The sequence below is a fragment of the Pseudomonas sp. LBUM920 genome (genome assembly GCF_003852315.1).
In the GTDB taxonomy this organism is placed as follows: domain Bacteria; phylum Pseudomonadota; class Gammaproteobacteria; order Pseudomonadales; family Pseudomonadaceae; genus Aquipseudomonas.
On the sequence record NZ_CP027762.1, the window covers coordinates 6,018,679 to 6,035,030 of the forward strand.

12 protein-coding genes are annotated in these 16,352 nt (G+C 60.8%); 9 read left to right on the top strand and 3 right to left on the bottom strand.

Translation table 11 applies throughout. The annotated features are described in order from the left end of the window. The first annotated feature begins 4 nt into the window (after positions 1-4). Complete coding sequence (locus tag C4J83_RS27990) at positions 5-268, top strand: hypothetical protein (RefSeq protein ID WP_106575603.1); 264 nt, start codon at positions 5-7, stop codon at positions 266-268. Between the two features lie 95 nt (positions 269-363). On the opposite strand, the gene gbdR is transcribed toward C4J83_RS27990, so the two are convergent. Together gbdR and C4J83_RS28000 are read right to left on the bottom strand one after the other, a co-directional pair. Continuing rightward, the gene (gbdR, locus tag C4J83_RS27995; protein ID WP_005792167.1) at positions 364-1,467 is read right to left on the bottom strand and encodes a choline metabolism transcriptional regulator GbdR; all 1,104 of its coding nucleotides are present in this window, start codon (positions 1,465-1,467) and stop codon (positions 364-366) included. 499 nt (positions 1,468-1,966) lie between these two features. Beyond that, a complete protein-coding gene (locus tag C4J83_RS28000) occupies positions 1,967-3,343 on the bottom strand; it encodes an L-serine ammonia-lyase (RefSeq protein WP_124418628.1) in 1,377 nt (458 codons plus the stop codon). A 414-nt stretch (positions 3,344-3,757) separates the two neighbouring features. Here C4J83_RS28000 and C4J83_RS28005 point away from each other — a divergent pair, with 414 nt between their 5' ends. The 3 genes from C4J83_RS28005 to choV all read left to right on the top strand — a co-directional run bounded on the left by C4J83_RS28005 (position 3,758) and on the right by choV (position 6,792). Continuing rightward, positions 3,758-4,705, top strand: coding sequence for a choline ABC transporter substrate-binding protein (locus C4J83_RS28005; RefSeq protein WP_106575605.1), 948 nt, complete (start codon positions 3,758-3,760; stop codon positions 4,703-4,705). Between the two features lie 66 nt (positions 4,706-4,771). After that, positions 4,772-5,617, top strand: coding sequence for a choline ABC transporter permease subunit (gene choW, locus C4J83_RS28010; protein ID WP_076017809.1), 846 nt, complete (start codon positions 4,772-4,774; stop codon positions 5,615-5,617). Next, positions 5,614-6,792, top strand: coding sequence for a choline ABC transporter ATP-binding protein (choV, locus tag C4J83_RS28015; RefSeq protein ID WP_124418629.1), 1,179 nt, complete (start codon positions 5,614-5,616; stop codon positions 6,790-6,792). Before choW ends, choV begins: the two co-directional genes overlap by 4 nt. Before the next feature lie 166 nt (positions 6,793-6,958). Here choV and C4J83_RS28020 read toward each other — a convergent pair whose 3' ends face one another. Further along, on the bottom strand, positions 6,959-8,893 hold the full coding sequence (locus C4J83_RS28020; protein WP_237266762.1) for a BCCT family transporter: 1,935 nt from the start codon (positions 8,891-8,893) through the stop codon (positions 6,959-6,961). Positions 8,894-9,284: 391 nt separating this feature from the next. On the opposite strand from C4J83_RS28020, the gene betI reads away from it, so the two are divergent. From betI to C4J83_RS28045, 5 genes are all read left to right on the top strand, one after another. Next, complete coding sequence (gene betI / locus C4J83_RS28025; protein WP_106575608.1) at positions 9,285-9,878, top strand: transcriptional regulator BetI; 594 nt, start codon at positions 9,285-9,287, stop codon at positions 9,876-9,878. A gap of 110 nt (positions 9,879-9,988) precedes the next feature. After that, complete coding sequence (betB, locus tag C4J83_RS28030) at positions 9,989-11,461, top strand: betaine-aldehyde dehydrogenase (RefSeq protein ID WP_106575609.1); 1,473 nt, start codon at positions 9,989-9,991, stop codon at positions 11,459-11,461. 135 nt (positions 11,462-11,596) lie between these two features. Further along, positions 11,597-13,300, top strand: coding sequence for a choline dehydrogenase (gene betA / locus C4J83_RS28035; protein WP_119737535.1), 1,704 nt, complete (start codon positions 11,597-11,599; stop codon positions 13,298-13,300). A 196-nt stretch (positions 13,301-13,496) separates the two neighbouring features. Next, positions 13,497-14,939, top strand: coding sequence for a TldD/PmbA family protein (locus C4J83_RS28040; RefSeq protein ID WP_124418630.1), 1,443 nt, complete (start codon positions 13,497-13,499; stop codon positions 14,937-14,939). Then, positions 14,939-16,255, top strand: coding sequence for a TldD/PmbA family protein (locus C4J83_RS28045; protein WP_119737530.1), 1,317 nt, complete (start codon positions 14,939-14,941; stop codon positions 16,253-16,255). Before C4J83_RS28040 ends, C4J83_RS28045 begins: the two co-directional genes overlap by 1 nt. Positions 16,256-16,352 lie beyond the last annotated feature (97 nt).

Below are 16,352 nucleotides of genomic sequence, written 5' to 3' on the forward strand. Positions count from 1 at the left end.
CGTCATGATGCACGCGGATTTGATTGACCAGGATGACCTGCTGGGCCAACTGCGCTCGCTGGGTTTTGAAGTCTCCAGCGGTGCCACCGCCGAGCAGGCTTGCGAGTGCGCGGTACGTGGTTTGAGCGCTGCACGGGCCAAGGCGCTCAAGGGCATGGTGGAACAGATGTACACCGGCAGTGCGACGATCTTGCCGGCGGTGCGCCAGGCGATCGACAAGCAGTTGTTGCCGGCGTTGGTGCAGTTCAAGCAGAACTCTGGCGCCTGATAGATCGCTTTCGCAGGCAAGCCAGCTCCCACATTTGACTGTATTCACAGATCAAAATGTGGGAGCTGGCTTGCCTGCGATGAAGCCGACTCGGTCTAGAGCCTCACACTCGCAAACGTCGACTCATTCCTGGCCTGGCTCAACGCCGACATCGGCCCGGACAACGGTGACAACACCAGCGCCTGTGGAATCGGCATCATCGCCACCTGCTGGGTGGTGTTGGACCCTACGCGCTCATCGCGCGGCGGAATGCCAAAGTATTCGCGGTAGCACTTGGAGAAGTGCGGCGTGGACACAAACCCGCACACCGAGGCCACTTCGATGATCGACATCGGCGTTTGCTTGAGCAGTTGCCGCGCACGAATCAGGCGCAGCTTCAGGTAATAACGCGACGGCGAGCAGTGCAGGTATTTCTGGAACAGCCGCTCCAGCTGACGACGCGACACGGCGACGTACACCGCCAACTCGTCCAGGTCGATCGGCTCTTCAAGGTTGGCTTCCATCAACGCGACGATTTCCTGCAGCTTCGGCTGGTTGGTGCCAAGCATGTGCTTGAGCGGCACGCGCTGGTGATCCTGTTCGTTGCGGATGCGTTCGTACACAAACATTTCGGAGATGGCGGCGGACAATTCACGGCCGTGGTCGCGGCTGATCAAGTGCAGCATCATGTCCAGCGGCGCGGTGCCGCCGGAGCTGGTGAAGCGATTGCGGTCGAGGGTGAACAGGCGCGTGCTCATGGCCACGCGCGGGAAGGCTTCCTGCATCGACGCCAGGCATTCCCAGTGCACGCTGCAATCAAAACCGTCGAGCAAACCGGCGCAGGCCAAGGCCCAACTGCCGGTGCACACCGCGCCAAGACGACGCGACTGACGCGCCTGGCTTTGCAGCCACGACACGTGCTCACGGGTAACGGTACGCTGGATTCCCACGCCGCCGCACACAATCACAGTGTCCAGGGCCGGGGCTTTGTGCATGGAGGCATCGGGGGTGATTTGCAGACCGTCGCTGGCCCACACCTGGTTTCCGTCGACACTCAGGGTTGTCCAGCGATACAGCTCGCGGCCGGACAGCTGGTTGGCCATGCGCAGGGGTTCCACTGCCGAGGCCAGGGAAATCAGCGTGAAATTGTCCAGCAGCAAAAAGCCGATGGATTGAGGCGCACGGTTCTGGGGTTGAGCCCCGGAGTTGAACGACGTCATCGCGGTATCTCCTCACACAAAGCGGGTGATGGCCTCAGGCGAGGCTCTTGTTATTGCGCTCACCCTGGAAAGGAGAGGCTTTGAATTGATAGAGCAAATGCCATGCCTAAAATTGAATGGCCATTCAATAACTCCTGAAAACGACCTGATGACGCGTCTATATAAGCCCGCGTGGGAAGTGCGGGATAGGCCCCGAAAAGGACGTCGGAGCGCGCCCGCTCACAGGGTGTGAGCAGATCGGTAGCACTTGTGGGAAGGCGCTTTGCGGGCGTAGGAAACGTCTGTCACCGCACGCACGGGAACCCGGTGGGCGGACGGGAAATCGTTTGGGGGCTACTTATCTGTTTGCGACGCGCTAAAAGGTGGCGCTTTTGGATCCGGGTGTTCACTTTATGAGCAGTGTTGCTGCATCTAACGCTATCGCAGGCAAGCCAGCTCCCACATTTGGAATGCATTCCCTTGTGGGAGCTGGCTTGCCTGCGATGGCGGTATCACTGGATCAACACTCAACCGCACTCACCGCCAACCCGCCCCGCGAGGTTTCTTTGTACTTGTCGTGCATGTCCGCGCCGGTATCACGCATGGTGCGGATCACCCGGTCCAGGGAGATAAAGTGCTGGCCATCGCCACGCAGGGCCATCTGCGCTGCGTTGATCGCTTTCACCGCCGCAATCGCATTGCGTTCGATGCACGGCACTTGCACCAGCCCGCCCACCGGGTCGCAGGTCAGGCCGAGGTTGTGTTCCAGGCCGATTTCGGCGGCGTTGCACAATTGTTCCGGCGTGGCGCCAAGAATTTCCGCCAGCCCCGCCGCGGCCATGGCGCACGCCGAACCCACTTCACCCTGGCAGCCGACTTCGGCGCCGGAAATCGAGGCGTTCTTTTTGCACAAAATTCCCACGGCCGCCGCGCTGAGCAAATAGTCGACCACGTTGGCTTCGGTGACCTCGTCGCTGAATTTCATGAAGTAGTGCAGCACCGCCGGGATGATCCCCGCCGCGCCATTGGTCGGTGCGGTGACCATGCGCCCACCCGCTGCGTTTTCCTCATTCACCGCCAGGGCGAACAGGTTGACCCACTCCATCGCGCTCAAGGTCGAGCCAATCACGTTCGGCTTGCCCAACTCCTGCAAGCTGCGGTGCAACTTGGCGGCGCGGCGCCGCACGTTCAAGCCACCCGGCAAGATGCCTTCGTGCTTGAGGCCCTGCTCCACGCAATCCTGCATGGCGCGCCAGAGCTTCATCAGGCCGCTGCGGATTTCTTCTTCGCTGCGCCAGGTCTTTTCGTTGGCCAGCATCAATTCGGCCACGCGCAGGTTATGGGTTTTGCACAGCTGCAACAGCTCTACAGCGCTGGAAAAATCATACGGCAGCTCGGTACGGTCCATGTCAGCCACGCCGCTTTGCGCCTGGGCTTGGTCCACCACAAAACCGCCGCCGACCGAATAGTAGGTATCGCGGTGCAGCTCGCCGTCATCGCCGAACACCACAAGGGTCATGGCGTTAGGGTGAAACGGCAGGTTTTCGTCAAGCAGGCGCATGTCGCGCGCCCAGACGAAGGGCACCGGCAGGCGGCCGTCGAGCAAGAGCGTGTCGGTCTCGCGCAGGGTGTGAATACGCAAGCCGATGTGCGCCGGGTCGATTGCGTCCGGCCACTCGCCCATCAGGCCCATGATGGTGGCGGTGTCGCTGCCGTGGCCGATGCCGGTGGCCGACAATGAGCCGTACAGCTGAACTTCAACGCGCCTGACCTGTTCCAACAGTTCACGTTCACGTAATGCCTGGACGAACAACGCCGCGGCGCGCATGGGGCCGACGGTGTGAGAACTAGAAGGCCCGATGCCGATCTTGAACAGGTCGAAAACACTGATAGCCATTGCGGTAGAACTCCTCGATAAGCACGGCCAGGCTTGAACGAGGTGCTACGCTCAGATCGCCCAGATGGCGGCATCATCAAGCTTTTGCTTGCCCTCACGGCGTCTCACACCGACGTAACCATGCTCACCAGCGTCGCTCCCGTGCGATCGGGCGTTTTGGCCGTTTTTAGCGGTGCAGATTGGTAAAAACTGCGGTTTTGCCATTGGAAAAACCTGTAAGCGACGTCACCGACACTGGATACGACCATCCCTGTACTGGATACGACGCCCCCTGTAGGCGTCAGATTTTCACTGGTACATGATCAGTCTCGACTCGTTTGCAAGGCACCGTGCCGTCGCCGCGATGCACGCCCCAACCGCAACACTTATAAAGCGCGGCGAATGCCGCCAGAAAAGACACAGGAGTCTACCCCGATGAAAGGTTCACCCTCGTTGTTGTTGGCCGCCATGCTGAGTCTGCCAGTCCTGGCACACGCTGCAGAACCGGAACAGTGCAAGACCGTCAACTTCTCCGATGTCGGCTGGACCGACATCACCGTGACTACCGCGACCACCAGCGAAGTCCTCAAGGGCCTGGGCTACAAGCCGCGCACCACGATGATTTCGGTACCGGTGACTTACAAGTCACTGGCCGACGGCAAGAACATGGACATCTTCCTCGGCAACTGGATGCCGACCATGGAAAACGACATCAAGCAGTACCGTGATGCCGGCACCGTGGAAACCGTGCGCGCCAACCTGGAAAACGCCAAGTACACCCTGGCGGTCCCGGAGGCGCTGTACAACAAGGGCCTGAAAGACTTCGCCGACATCGTCAAATTCAAGGATGAACTGGGCGGCAAGATCTACGGCATCGAGCCGGGCAACGACGGCAACCGCACCATCCAGACCCTCATCGACAAAGACGCCTTCGGCCTGAAAACCGCCGGCTTCAAAGTAGTCGAGTCCAGCGAAGCCGGGATGCTCTCGCAAGTGGAACGCGCCTCCAAGCGTGACCAGGCCATCGTGTTCCTGGGTTGGGAACCGCACCCGATGAACACCCGCTTCAAGATGAAGTACCTGACCGGTGGCGATGACTCGTTCGGCCCCAACTACGGCCAGGCCACCATCTACACCAACGTTCGCAAGGGCTACACCCAGGAATGCAGCAACGTTGGCCAATTGCTGAAAAACCTGTCGTTCACCTTGAACATGGAAAGCACCCTGATGGGTAACGTCCTCGACGACAAGATGAAGCCCGACGCCGCAGCCAAAGCCTGGCTGAAGAAGAACCCGCAAGTGCTCGACACCTGGCTGGCCGGTGTGACCACCGTGGATGGCAAACCCGGTTTGGAGGCCGTCAAAGCTTACCTGGACAAGTAATCGCTGACCCCGGGCCGGTGCGCTGGCCCGGGATGTTTTCCCCTTCGCATGTGGACATTCACTACCATGCTGACTGAACATAAAATCCCACTAGGCCAGTACATCGCTGCCTTCGTCGAATGGTTGACCCAACACGGTGCCAACTACTTCGACGCAATCGCATCGACCCTGGAAACGATGATCCACGGCGTGACGTTTGCGCTGACCTGGTTCAATCCGCTGGCATTGATCGGTCTGATTGCGCTACTCGCTCACTTCATTCAACGCAAATGGGGCCTGACAGTATTTGTCATCGCCTCCTTCCTGCTGATCCTGAACCTGGGGTACTGGCAGGAAACCATGGAAACCCTCGCGCAGGTGCTGTTCGCCACCCTGGTCTGCGTGGTCATTGGCGTGCCGCTGGGCATTGTTGCCGCGCACAAACCGATGTTCTACACCCTGATGCGGCCGGTGCTCGATCTGATGCAGACCGTGCCGACCTTCGTCTACCTCATCCCTACCCTGACCCTCTTCGGGCTGGGTGTGGTGCCCGGGCTGATTTCCACGGTGGTGTTCGCGATTGCCGCGCCGATCCGCCTCACCTACCTGGGCATCCGCGATGTGCCGCAAGAATTGATGGACGCCGGCAAGGCCTTTGGCTGCTCGCGCCGTCAGTTGCTCTCACGCATTGAACTGCCCCACGCCATGCCGAGCATTGCCGCCGGCATTACCCAATGCATCATGCTGTCGTTGTCGATGGTGGTGATCGCGGCCCTGGTGGGCGCTGACGGCCTCGGCAAGCCGGTGGTCAACGCACTCAACACCGCCGACATCGCCCTGGGCTTTGAAGCCGGCCTGGCAATCGTGTTGCTGGCCATCATGCTCGACCGCATCTGCAAACAACCCGACGCCAAAGTAGGGGGTGATGCATGAGCATTATCCGATTCGACAATGTCGATGTGATCTTCTCCAAAGACCCACGCGAAGCCCTCAAGCTGCTCGACCAAGGGATGCATCGCAACGAAATCCTGAAAAAGACCGGGCAGATTGTCGGCGTTGAAAAAGCCAGCCTGGACATCGAGAAAGGCGAAATCTGCGTGCTGATGGGCTTGTCGGGCTCCGGCAAATCCAGCTTGCTGCGTTGCATCAACGGCCTCAACACCGTCAGCCGTGGCCAACTGTTTGTGGAGCATGAAGGTCGCCAGATCGACATCGCTTCGTGCAACCCGGCCGAGCTGAAAATGATGCGCACCAAGCGCATCGCCATGGTGTTCCAGAAGTTCGCATTGATGCCGTGGCTGACGGTGCGTGAAAACATCAGCTTCGGCCTTGAGATGCAGGGCCGTCCGGAGAAAGAACGCCGCGCGCTGGTGGATGAAAAGCTCGAGCTGGTGGGCCTGGCCCAATGGCGCAACAAGAAGCCCGACGAGCTGTCCGGCGGCATGCAGCAGCGCGTCGGCCTGGCCCGCGCGTTGGCAATGGACGCGGATATCCTGCTGATGGACGAACCTTTCTCAGCCCTCGACCCACTCATTCGCCAAGGCCTGCAGGATGAACTGCTGGAGCTGCAACGCAAGCTGAGCAAGACCATCGTGTTCGTGAGCCACGACCTCGATGAGGCGCTCAAATTGGGTAGCCGCATCGCAATCATGAAAGACGGCAAGATCATTCAATACAGCGTGCCGGAAGAGATCGTGCTGAACCCGGCGGATGACTATGTGCGCACCTTCGTCGCCCATACCAACCCGCTGAACGTGCTGTGCGGCCGCAGCCTGATGCGCACGCTGGACAACTGCACGCGGGTCAACGGCTCGGTGTGCCTCGATCCGGGCGGCGATTCCTGGCTGGACCTGGCCGAAGGCAACACGATTCAGGGCGCCCGCCAGAATGGAGCGGTGATGAACCTGCAGAACTGGGCACCGGGGCAAGCCGTGGAAGGGTTGGGCCGGGTACCGACGCTGGTGGACTCCAATATCGGCATGCGCGATGCATTGCAGATTCGTTATCACACCGGGAACAAACTGGTGCTGCATAACAACAACCAGGTGGTGGGAATTTTGGGGGACAGCGAGCTTTACCATGCCCTGCTAGGCAAGAACCTGGGCTGAGCAGTGCACAGATCGGCTGAATGAACTGGGTCAATCTGGGAGCTGGCTTGCCTGCGATAGCAATGGTGAATCCAACATAGCTATCGCAGGCAAGCCAGCTCCCACATTTGACCCCATTCCAATCTTGAAACGGCGGCGCCAGGGAAGGCGCCACTCGGATTAACTATCAGCTATAGACACGGCCAAGGAGCTGCCGATGGCTTTCAAACTGATCGAGCACGTCCCGGGTGATCTGTTCCTGGGTAAAGCCCATCAGGTCGTACTCTTGAGGTCCGTTGTGCAGGTAGACCTCGGCCCGGTAGTAACGTGTGCGCTCTTCTTCGGGCAAGTCGCTCGGTGCCGACGAATACGCATCCAGGCTCACTTCATAGACAAACGGGTTGCCCTCTTCCATCTCGATGCGCACACCGATGCAACGCTTGGATTTGCCCAACAAGGTCTGCACTTCCAGCCCTTGCTCACGCAACGCCGTCGCCGCCTCTTCCAAGGCCGGCGTTACGTGCTTGTCCATAAAGCGCTGCACGGTGGCCTGGCTCGGTTGCAGGTCCAGGGCAGTCAAACGCTCGCTGAAACCACGGCGGCCACGCTCAGCCAATTGCGCTTGCTCCTGTTCGATGGCCACGTCCTGGCGCATGGCCTTGTGCAAACCGAACATGAACAGAATCAGCACCACCGAGAACGGCAGACCCGCCAGCACCACCATGGTTTGCATGGCTTCGAAGTTGCCGGCAAACAGCAGGCCGATGGTCACCAGGGTGATCACGACCGACCAGAAGATCCGCAGCCAGTGCGGCGCATCTTCGTCCACATTGCCGCCTTTGCACGACAGGTTGGCCATCATCACCGCGCCGGAATCCGCCGGGGTCAGGAACAACACAAAGCCCACGAAGATCGACACGCCGATCACGATTTTCGACGCCGGGTAATGCTCCAGCAATTGGTAGATGGCCATCGACGGTTGTTCCAGCGCCGTCTTGCCCAACTCCACGGCACCGTGGTTGAGCACCAGGTCCAGCGCCGAGTTACCGAAGATCGACAACCACGCCAAGGTGAAGCCCAGCGGGATCAGCAGCACGCCGGCCACCAGTTCACGCACGGTGCGGCCACGGGAAATGCGCGCGATGAACATGCCCACAAATGGCGCCCAGGAAATCCACCAAGCCCAGTAGAACAGCGTCCACAGGCCCATCCAGCGCTCGGTCTTGTCGGCGTCGCCTTCGTACACATACAGGTCGAAGGTTTTCAGCACGATACCGTTGAGGTAGTCGCCGGTGTTCTGCACCAAGCCATTGAGCAGGTGCAGGGTGGGGCCGAACAGCAGCACAAAGATCAGCAAGCCGCTGAACAGCACGATGTTGAGGTTGGACAGGCGGCGAATGCCGTTCTCCACACCCGACACGGCAGCGATGGTCGCCACGGTGCTCATCACGATGATCACGATCAACAGGTTGGTGTTGCTGTGCGCCATGCCGAACAGGTTTTCAAGCCCCGACGACACTTGCATCGAGCCAATCCCCAGGTTGGTCACCAGGCCCAGCAGGGTCACGAACATGCCGAAACCGTCCACCGCGTGGCCGGCCGCGCCCTTCACCCAACGCTCGCCCACCAGCGGGTACAGCGCCGAACGCAAGGCCAGCGGCTGGTTGTGGCGATACGCGAAGTACGCCACGGCGAGGCCGACCAAGGCATAGATTGCCCAGCCGTGCAGGCCCCAGTGCAGGAACGTCAGTTGCAACGCCTGGCGTGCCGCGCCATTGCTGGCGGCCGTGCCTTCGGGCGGGTTGAAGTAGTGATCCAACGGCTCGGAAGCCCCGAAATACAGCAGCGAGATGCCGATGCCCGACGAGAACAGCATGCCGGCCCAGGCGCCGTAGCTGAAGTCCGGGGTGTCGTCCTTGCTGCCCAGTTTCAACTTGCCGTAGGACGAAAACGCCAGGCCGACCACAAACACGAGGTAGGCAGCGATGACCACCATGTAGTACCAGCCGAAGCTTTTCGACAGCCACGCCTGTGCTACGCCGAGCATGCGCCCGGCCTCCTGCGGGGCGATGATCAGAATGGCGGTCAACAACAGAATGAGCGCGGTGGAGGTGTAGAACACCCAACCGTTGACCCGGACCTTTTCCGGCGGGGTCTTTATAAGAGAGGCAGAACTCATGGCGCAGATGCTCCAGGCAGTGCGAGAGAGAAACACAAGGCAACGGTTATCCCGGGACATCGATTTTTCGGCAGTCGACGGACGGGTGTTATAAAGACACCCCGAAAATTCTTGAGCCGCGCCGAAGCAGTGGCCAGGCCCTGATACGGCCTGTTTCAAGGGTTTTTGCAGGTGTCAGAGGCAGTGGCTCACAGGTAGGAAATATCTGCAGGTCGCGACCATTTGTCGCAGATCTTATTCTTTGTTGATTGAACGTTCAATCAAAACAAAATAGACTGGCCTTCAAGCCGACGGACGTTTATCGCCCACCGGCAGGCCTAAGGAGAGGTGCTACATGCCCAAGGTCGGTATGCAACCCATACGCCGCCAGCAGTTGATCGAAGCCACCTTGACGGCCATCGATCAGGTCGGAATGGGAGATGCCAGCATTGCGCTGATCGCCCGTTTGGCCGGCGTCTCGAACGGCATCATCAGTCACTACTTTCAGGACAAGAACGGCCTGATCGCCGCGACGATGCGGTACTTGATGAATGTGCTGATCGAGAACGTCCACGAACGCCGGCAAGCGTTAAAAGACGACAGCCCCCGTGCCCACCTGCAGGTGATCATCGGCGGCAACTTCGACGCCAGCCAAGTCAACGGCCCGGCGATGAAAACCTGGCTGGCCTTCTGGGCAACCAGCATGCACCACCCGTCATTGCACAGGCTGCAGCGGATCAACGATCACCGTCTGTATTCCAACCTGTGCTGCCAGTTTCGCCGAGTGCTGCCGCTGGAAGATGCACGCAGCGCAGCCCGGGGCCTGGCGGCTTTGATCGACGGTTTGTGGTTGCGCGGCGCCCTGTCGGGAGACGCTTTCGACACGGAGCAGGCGCAACGGATCGCTTACGAATACATGGATTTCCAATTGGCCAAGCAGGTGAGTTAGAGCACACATAACCGCTCAACCCCTGAACGTCTGCCGCTCAGTGTTGCCAGAAACCCCATGGCTCACCGGCGGCGGGTAACGCCAACCACTTATGCACTTGCGAGGACTTTATGGCCCGTTTCGAACTGCAAAAACTCTACATTGACGGCGGCTACAGTGACGCTGGCAGCGATGCCACCTTCGAAGCCATCAACCCGGCTAACGGTGAAGTTCTCGCCCAAGTGCAACGTGCTACCAAGGAAGACGTTGAACGCGCCGTGGTCAGCGCCGAAAAAGGCCAGAAAATCTGGGCCGCGATGACCGCCATGGAGCGTTCGCGCATCCTGCGCCGTGCCGTCGACATCCTGCGTGAGCGCAACGATGAGCTGGCCGCGCTGGAAACCCTGGACACCGGTAAAGCCTTCTCTGAAACCCAATACGTCGACATCGTCACCGGCGCCGACGTGCTGGAATACTACGCAGGCCTGGTGCCGGCCATCGAAGGCGAGCAGATCCCACTGCGCGACACCTCGTTCGTCTACACCCGCCGCGAGCCGCTGGGCGTGGTCGCCGGTATCGGCGCGTGGAACTACCCGATCCAGATAGCCCTGTGGAAATCCGCACCGGCCCTGGCTGCCGGTAACGCGATGATCTTCAAGCCAAGCGAAGTCACCTCGCTGACCACCCTGAAACTCGCCGAGATCTACACCGAAGCTGGCGTGCCGGCTGGCGTGTTCAACGTCTTGACCGGCAGCGGCCGTGAAGTCGGCACCTGGCTGACCGAGCACCCGCGCATCGAGAAAGTCTCGTTCACCGGCGGCACCGACACCGGCAAGAAAGTCATGGCCAGCGCTTCGAGCTCTTCGCTCAAAGAAGTGACCATGGAACTGGGCGGCAAGTCGCCGCTGATCGTCTTCGAAGACGCCGACCTGGATCGCGCGGCCGACATCGCGATGATGGCCAACTTCTACAGCTCCGGCCAGGTCTGCACCAACGGCACTCGTGTCTTTGTGCCTAAGCACCTGCAGGCAGCCTTCGAAGCCAAGATCGTTGAGCGTGTTGCGCGCATCCGCATTGGCGACCCGCAAGACGAGAACACCAACTTCGGCCCGCTGGTCAGCTTCGCCCACATGGAAAGCGTGCTCGGCTACATCGCCAAAGGTAAGGAAGAAGGCGCCCGCGTCCTGTGCGGCGGCGACCGTTTGACCGATGGCAACTTTGCCAAAGGCGCCTACGTGGCCCCGACCGTGTTCACCGACTGCACCGACGAGATGACCATCGTCCGTGAGGAAATCTTCGGCCCAGTGATGAGCATCCTCACTTACGAGACCGAAGAAGAAGTGATCCGCCGCGCCAACGACACCGACTTCGGCCTGGCTGCTGGCCTGGTCACCAAAGACCTGAACCGCGCTCACCGCGTGATTCATCAGTTGGAAGCGGGTATCTGCTGGATCAACGCCTGGGGCGAATCCGACGCCAAGATGCCGGTCGGTGGCTACAAGCAATCCGGTGTGGGCCGTGAGAACGGCATCAGCTCGCTGAACAACTTCACCCGCATCAAATCGGTACAGGTTGAGCTGGGCGACTACGCCTCGGTGTTCTAACACCCAAGCGTTGGATTGCCTGCGAGGCCGCCATCGGGGGCAAGCCCCCTCCCACATTTGGCATGCAGTCCCCTGTGGGAGGGGGCTTGCCCCCGATGAGGCCCGACCTGACCACACTTCAAAGAGGGTGCATTTATGTCCCAAGAATACGATTACATCATTGTGGGTGCCGGCTCCGCCGGTAACACCCTGGCGACCCGTCTGACCGAAGACGAAGGCGTCACCGTCCTGCTGCTGGAAGCCGGCGGCCCGGATTACCGTTTTGACTTCCGTACCCAAATGCCGGCCGCGCTGGCGTTCCCGCTGCAAGGCCGTCGCTACAACTGGGCCTACGAAACCGATCCAGAGCCACACATGGACGGTCGCCGGATGGAATGCGGTCGCGGCAAGGGCCTGGGCGGCTCCTCGCTGATCAACGGCATGTGCTACATCCGTGGCAACGCGATGGACTACGACAACTGGTCGAAGCTGCCAGGTCTGGAAAACTGGACTTACCTCGACTGCCTGCCGTACTTCCGCAAAGCCGAAACCCGCGACATCGGCCCGAACGACTACCACGGTGGCGATGGCCCGGTCAGCGTGACCACGCCTAAAGCCGGCAACAACCCACTGTTCCACGCCATGGTTGAAGCCGGCGTGCAGGCCGGTTACCCGCGCACCGACGACTTGAACGGCTACCAGCAAGAAGGCTTCGGCCCGATGGACCGTACCGTCACGCCTAAAGGCCGTCGCGCCAGCACCGCTCGCGGTTACCTGGACACGGCTAAAAAGCGTTCGACCCTGACCATCGTCACCCACGCCCTCACCGACAAAGTCTTGTTTGAAGGCAAGCGTGCCGTTGGCGTGCGTTACCTGATCGGCGCCGCCGAAGAGCGCGTTGAAGCCCGTGCGCGTAAAGAAGTATTGGTGTGCAGCGGCGCAATCGCTTCGCCGCAACTGCTGCAACGCTCCGGTGTGGGCCCGGCCAAACTGCTCGAAAGCCTCGACATCCCGGTGGTTCACGACCTGCCAGGCGTTGGCGAAAACCTGCAGGACCACCTTGAGCTGTACCTGCAATATGCCTGCACCCAGCCAGTGTCGCTGTACCCGTCGCTGCTTTGGTACAACCAACCGGCCATTGGTGCCGAGTGGCTGTTCAACGGCACTGGCATCGGCGCCAGCAACCAGTTCGAGGCCGGCGGTTTTATCCGTTCGCGTCCGGAATTCGAATGGCCGAACATCCAGTACCACTTCCTGCCGGTGGCGATTAACTACAACGGCAGCAACGGTGTGAAAGAGCACGGTTTCCAGGCACACATGGGTTCCATGCGTTCGCCAAGCCGTGGCCGCGTGCAATTGAAGTCGAAGAACCCACGGGATTACCCGAGCATCCTCTTCAACTACATGGCCACCGAGCAGGACTGGCAGGAATTCCGTGACGGCATCCGCCTGACCCGTGAAATCATGCAACAGCCGGCGCTGGACCAATACCGTGGCCGCGAAATCAGCCCGGGTATTGAAGTGCAAACCGATGAGCAACTCGACAAGTTCATCCGCGAGCACGCCGAAACCGCGTTCCACCCGTCCTGCTCGTGCAAGATGGGCACCGACGAGATGGCTGTAGTGGATGGCGAAGGCCGTGTGCATGGCATGCAGGGTCTGCGCGTTGTGGATGCGTCGATCATGCCGATCATCACCACCGGTAACCTGAACGCGCCGACGATCATGATCGCCGAAAAAATCGCCGACAAGATCCGTGGCCGTCAGCCGCTGCCGCGCAGCACTGCGGATTACTACGTGGCAGGCGACGCGCCAGTGCGTGGCAAGCCGATGCGTGAAGTGGGCCCGACCGCGCAGTAGCTGATACACCGCGGCGCTCCTATCGGGGGCAAGCCCCCTCCCACACTTGATCGGGTGCACAGGGTCAAAATGTGGGAGGGGGCTTGCCCCCGATAGGGCCCGACCAGACGCTGCAAAACCTCTTTCCTTGATCAGCTCCCAGCCCAGGCCTACTCTATTTGCCTGCCCGCGCCGAGCCGCCCACAAGGAAGGCCCCATGTTCGACCACCACACCACCCTCAAAAAACACTTCAGTGCCCTGCGCACCCGCGCCGAATTTTTCTCGCTGCGTTACGTCCGCGAATCCGGCCAATACCTGTCGGTCCGCAAAAACATCGCCGAGCCGCCCCACCTGAACCACGACGAGGGCGCCATGCTCACCGTGCGTCTGAACGGCGTGGAAGCCTACGCCGCCACCAACGATATCTCCCTTGCCGGCCTGCAAGCCGCCCTTGAGCGCGCTGAACAGCAAGCCCGGCGGATCTTGCCCCACGCCCTGCTCGACCTGCACACGCAGCCGGTCTCCAGTGACGTCGCCGACTACCTGTCACCGGACCTCGACCAGCCCTTCCCATCCTTGAGCGACTGCTACCAATTGCTGGGCGATGAGTCTGCCAGCGTGCCCAAGGACGAGCGTCTGGTCAGTTGGGAAGTCAGCCTGGGCACCACCCGCGTGGAGCAGATCTACCTCAACAGCGCCGGTGCCGAACTGCGCCAGGCTCAGCGTTTCGTCTACCCGGGCCTGAGCGTCACCGCGTTTGACGGCAACGACAGCCAGACCCGCACCCTGGGCGGCACCAACTTCGGCCAACAAGGCAGTGCGAACGTGATTCGCCGCTTCGGCCTGGCCGGCGCCGCCCGCCAAGTGGCCGACGAAGCCCTGCAACTGCTGCTCGCGCCCAACACACCAAACGGCCCGCGTGACCTGCTGCTGATGCCCGACCAGATGATCCTGCAGATCCACGAGTCCATCGGTCACCCGCTGGAACTGGACCGCATCCTGGGTGATGAGCGCAATTACGCCGGCACCAGTTTCGTGAAGGCCAGTGACTTCGGCCACCTGCAATACGGCTCGCCCTTGCTCAACGTCACGTTCGACCCGGACATCCCCGAGCAGCTCGCCAGCTACAGCCATGACGACGACGGCACCCGCGCCACCAAGCAGTTCCTGATCCGCGACGGTCTGCTGCTCAAGCCATTGGGCGGCGCGCTGTCGCAATTTCGCTCGGGGCTCGGCGGGGTCGCTAACAGCCGCGCGTGCAGCTGGAACCGCGCGCCGATCGACCGCATGGCCAACTTGAACATCGAGGCCGGCGACAAAACCCAGGCCGAACTCGTTAGCGGCATCGAGCATGGCATTCTGATGAGCACCAACCGCTCCTGGTCCATTGACGATGCGCGCAATAAATTCCAGTTCGGCTGCGAGTGGGGCCAACTGATCGAAAACGGCGAGCTCAAGGGCGTGGTGAAGAACCCCAACTACCGTGCGATTTCCGCGCAGTTCTGGCGCAAGCTCAGCGCCGTCGGCGACGCCAGCACCTTCAAGGTGTTGGGCACGCCGAATTGCGGCAAAGGCGAGCCCAACCAAGTGATTCGCGTGGGTCACGCGTCACCGGCGTGTGTGTTCAGTGATGTCGACGTATTTGGGGGAGATGCCTGATGAACAACTTCAAGGCACTGGTGAACTGGCTCAAGCAGGCCATCACCGACAAGGAACAATTTCACCTCGGCTACGCAGACGAATCATCCGAGTTTGTACGCTTCAACCACGCCCAGGTGCGCCAGGCCGGCCAGGTGCAACAGGCCAGCCTCAACCTCAAGCTGATCAACGACGGCCGCCACGCCGACCTCGGCATTACCCTGGCCGGTGAGCCGGAACTGGACCGCCAGCGCCTCGCCGATGGCCTGCAACAGTTGCGCGAAACCTTGCCTTTGCTGCCACAGGACCCGTACCTGCTGCTGAACCACAACGCCTGGCAAAGCCATAACGAGCAGTTACGACCGCTGCCGGAACTGGCCCAGGTGCTGGAAGACATCAGCCAGGCCGCAGAAGGCGTGGACCTGGTCGGCTTTTACGCTGCTGGCCCGATCAGCCGTGGGTTCGCCAGTTCCGACGGCGCGTTCGGCTGGCACCAGGCCAACAGTTTCAACTTCGATTTCAGCCTGTTCCACGCCAATGGCGAAGCGGTCAAAGCCAGCTACGCCGGGCACACTTGGAACAGCGCCGAATTCGCCGCACGCTTCCAGCAGGCGCGCGAGCAACTGGCGTTTCTTGGGCGCCCGCTGCACCAGCTCGCCCCTGGGCAGTACCGCGCCTACTTGGCGCCGGCAGCGCTGGAAGAAATCATCAGCATCATCACCTGGGGCGGGTTTTCCGCTCAGGCCATCGCCAGCAAAGCCAGCTCGTTGCAAAAGCTGTATGCCGGTGAGCAGTCGTTGAGCCCATTGGTAAAAGTCGATGAGCAGATCAGCGGCTCGCTGAGCCAGGCGTTCTCCACCGAAGGCTACCCGCGCGGGGACGTCACGCTGATCAACGCGGGCAAAGCCGAGGGCCAGTTGATCAACTCGCGCAGCGCCGCCGAATACGGCCTGAGCACCAACGGCGCCAGCAGCGACGAGTCGCCCAGCGCCTTGCAGATGGCCGCGGGCAGCCTCGCCCAGGCCGATATCCTCAAGCAATTGGGCACCGGGCTGTACATCAGCAACCTCTGGTACTTGAACTACTCCGACCTGCCGGCCGCCCGCCTGACCGGCATGACGCGCTTTGCCACCTTCTGGGTGGAAGACGGCGAGATCAAGGCGCCGGTCAGCACCATGCGTTTTGATGACAGCGTCTATCAGTTGCTCGGTTCACAGCTGGAAGCGCTGACGGCTGAGCGGGAGTTGCTGTTGTCGGCCAGTACGTACAGCCAGCGCAATACCGCGTCCAACTTGTTGCCAGGCGCGTTGGTCAAACGCCTGACTCTCACCCTGTAAACACCAGCACCCCCCTGTGGGAGCGGGCTTGCTCGCGAATACGGTGTATCAGTCGACCTATCTGTTAACTGACACTCCGTATTCGCGAGCAAGCCCG

Bases quoted from the DNA above. Each gene is read 5' to 3' on its own strand.
- C4J83_RS28005 (WP_106575605.1), top strand. From the start codon at position 3,758: ATGAAAGGTTCACCCTCGTTGTTGTTGGCCGCCATGCTGAGTCTGCCA.
- C4J83_RS28045 (WP_119737530.1), top strand. From the start codon at position 14,939: ATGAACAACTTCAAGGCACTGGTGAACTGGCTCAAGCAGGCCATCACC.
- choV (WP_124418629.1), top strand. From the start codon at position 5,614: ATGAGCATTATCCGATTCGACAATGTCGATGTGATCTTCTCCAAAGAC.
- C4J83_RS28000 (WP_124418628.1), bottom strand. From the start codon at position 3,343: ATGGCTATCAGTGTTTTCGACCTGTTCAAGATCGGCATCGGGCCTTCT.
- betA (WP_119737535.1), top strand. From the start codon at position 11,597: ATGTCCCAAGAATACGATTACATCATTGTGGGTGCCGGCTCCGCCGGT.
- C4J83_RS28040 (WP_124418630.1), top strand. From the start codon at position 13,497: ATGTTCGACCACCACACCACCCTCAAAAAACACTTCAGTGCCCTGCGC.
- gbdR (WP_005792167.1), bottom strand. From the start codon at position 1,467: ATGACGTCGTTCAACTCCGGGGCTCAACCCCAGAACCGTGCGCCTCAA.
- C4J83_RS27990 (WP_106575603.1), top strand. From the start codon at position 5: ATGATGCACGCGGATTTGATTGACCAGGATGACCTGCTGGGCCAACTG.
- choW (WP_076017809.1), top strand. From the start codon at position 4,772: ATGCTGACTGAACATAAAATCCCACTAGGCCAGTACATCGCTGCCTTC.
- betI (WP_106575608.1), top strand. From the start codon at position 9,285: ATGCCCAAGGTCGGTATGCAACCCATACGCCGCCAGCAGTTGATCGAA.
- betB (WP_106575609.1), top strand. From the start codon at position 9,989: ATGGCCCGTTTCGAACTGCAAAAACTCTACATTGACGGCGGCTACAGT.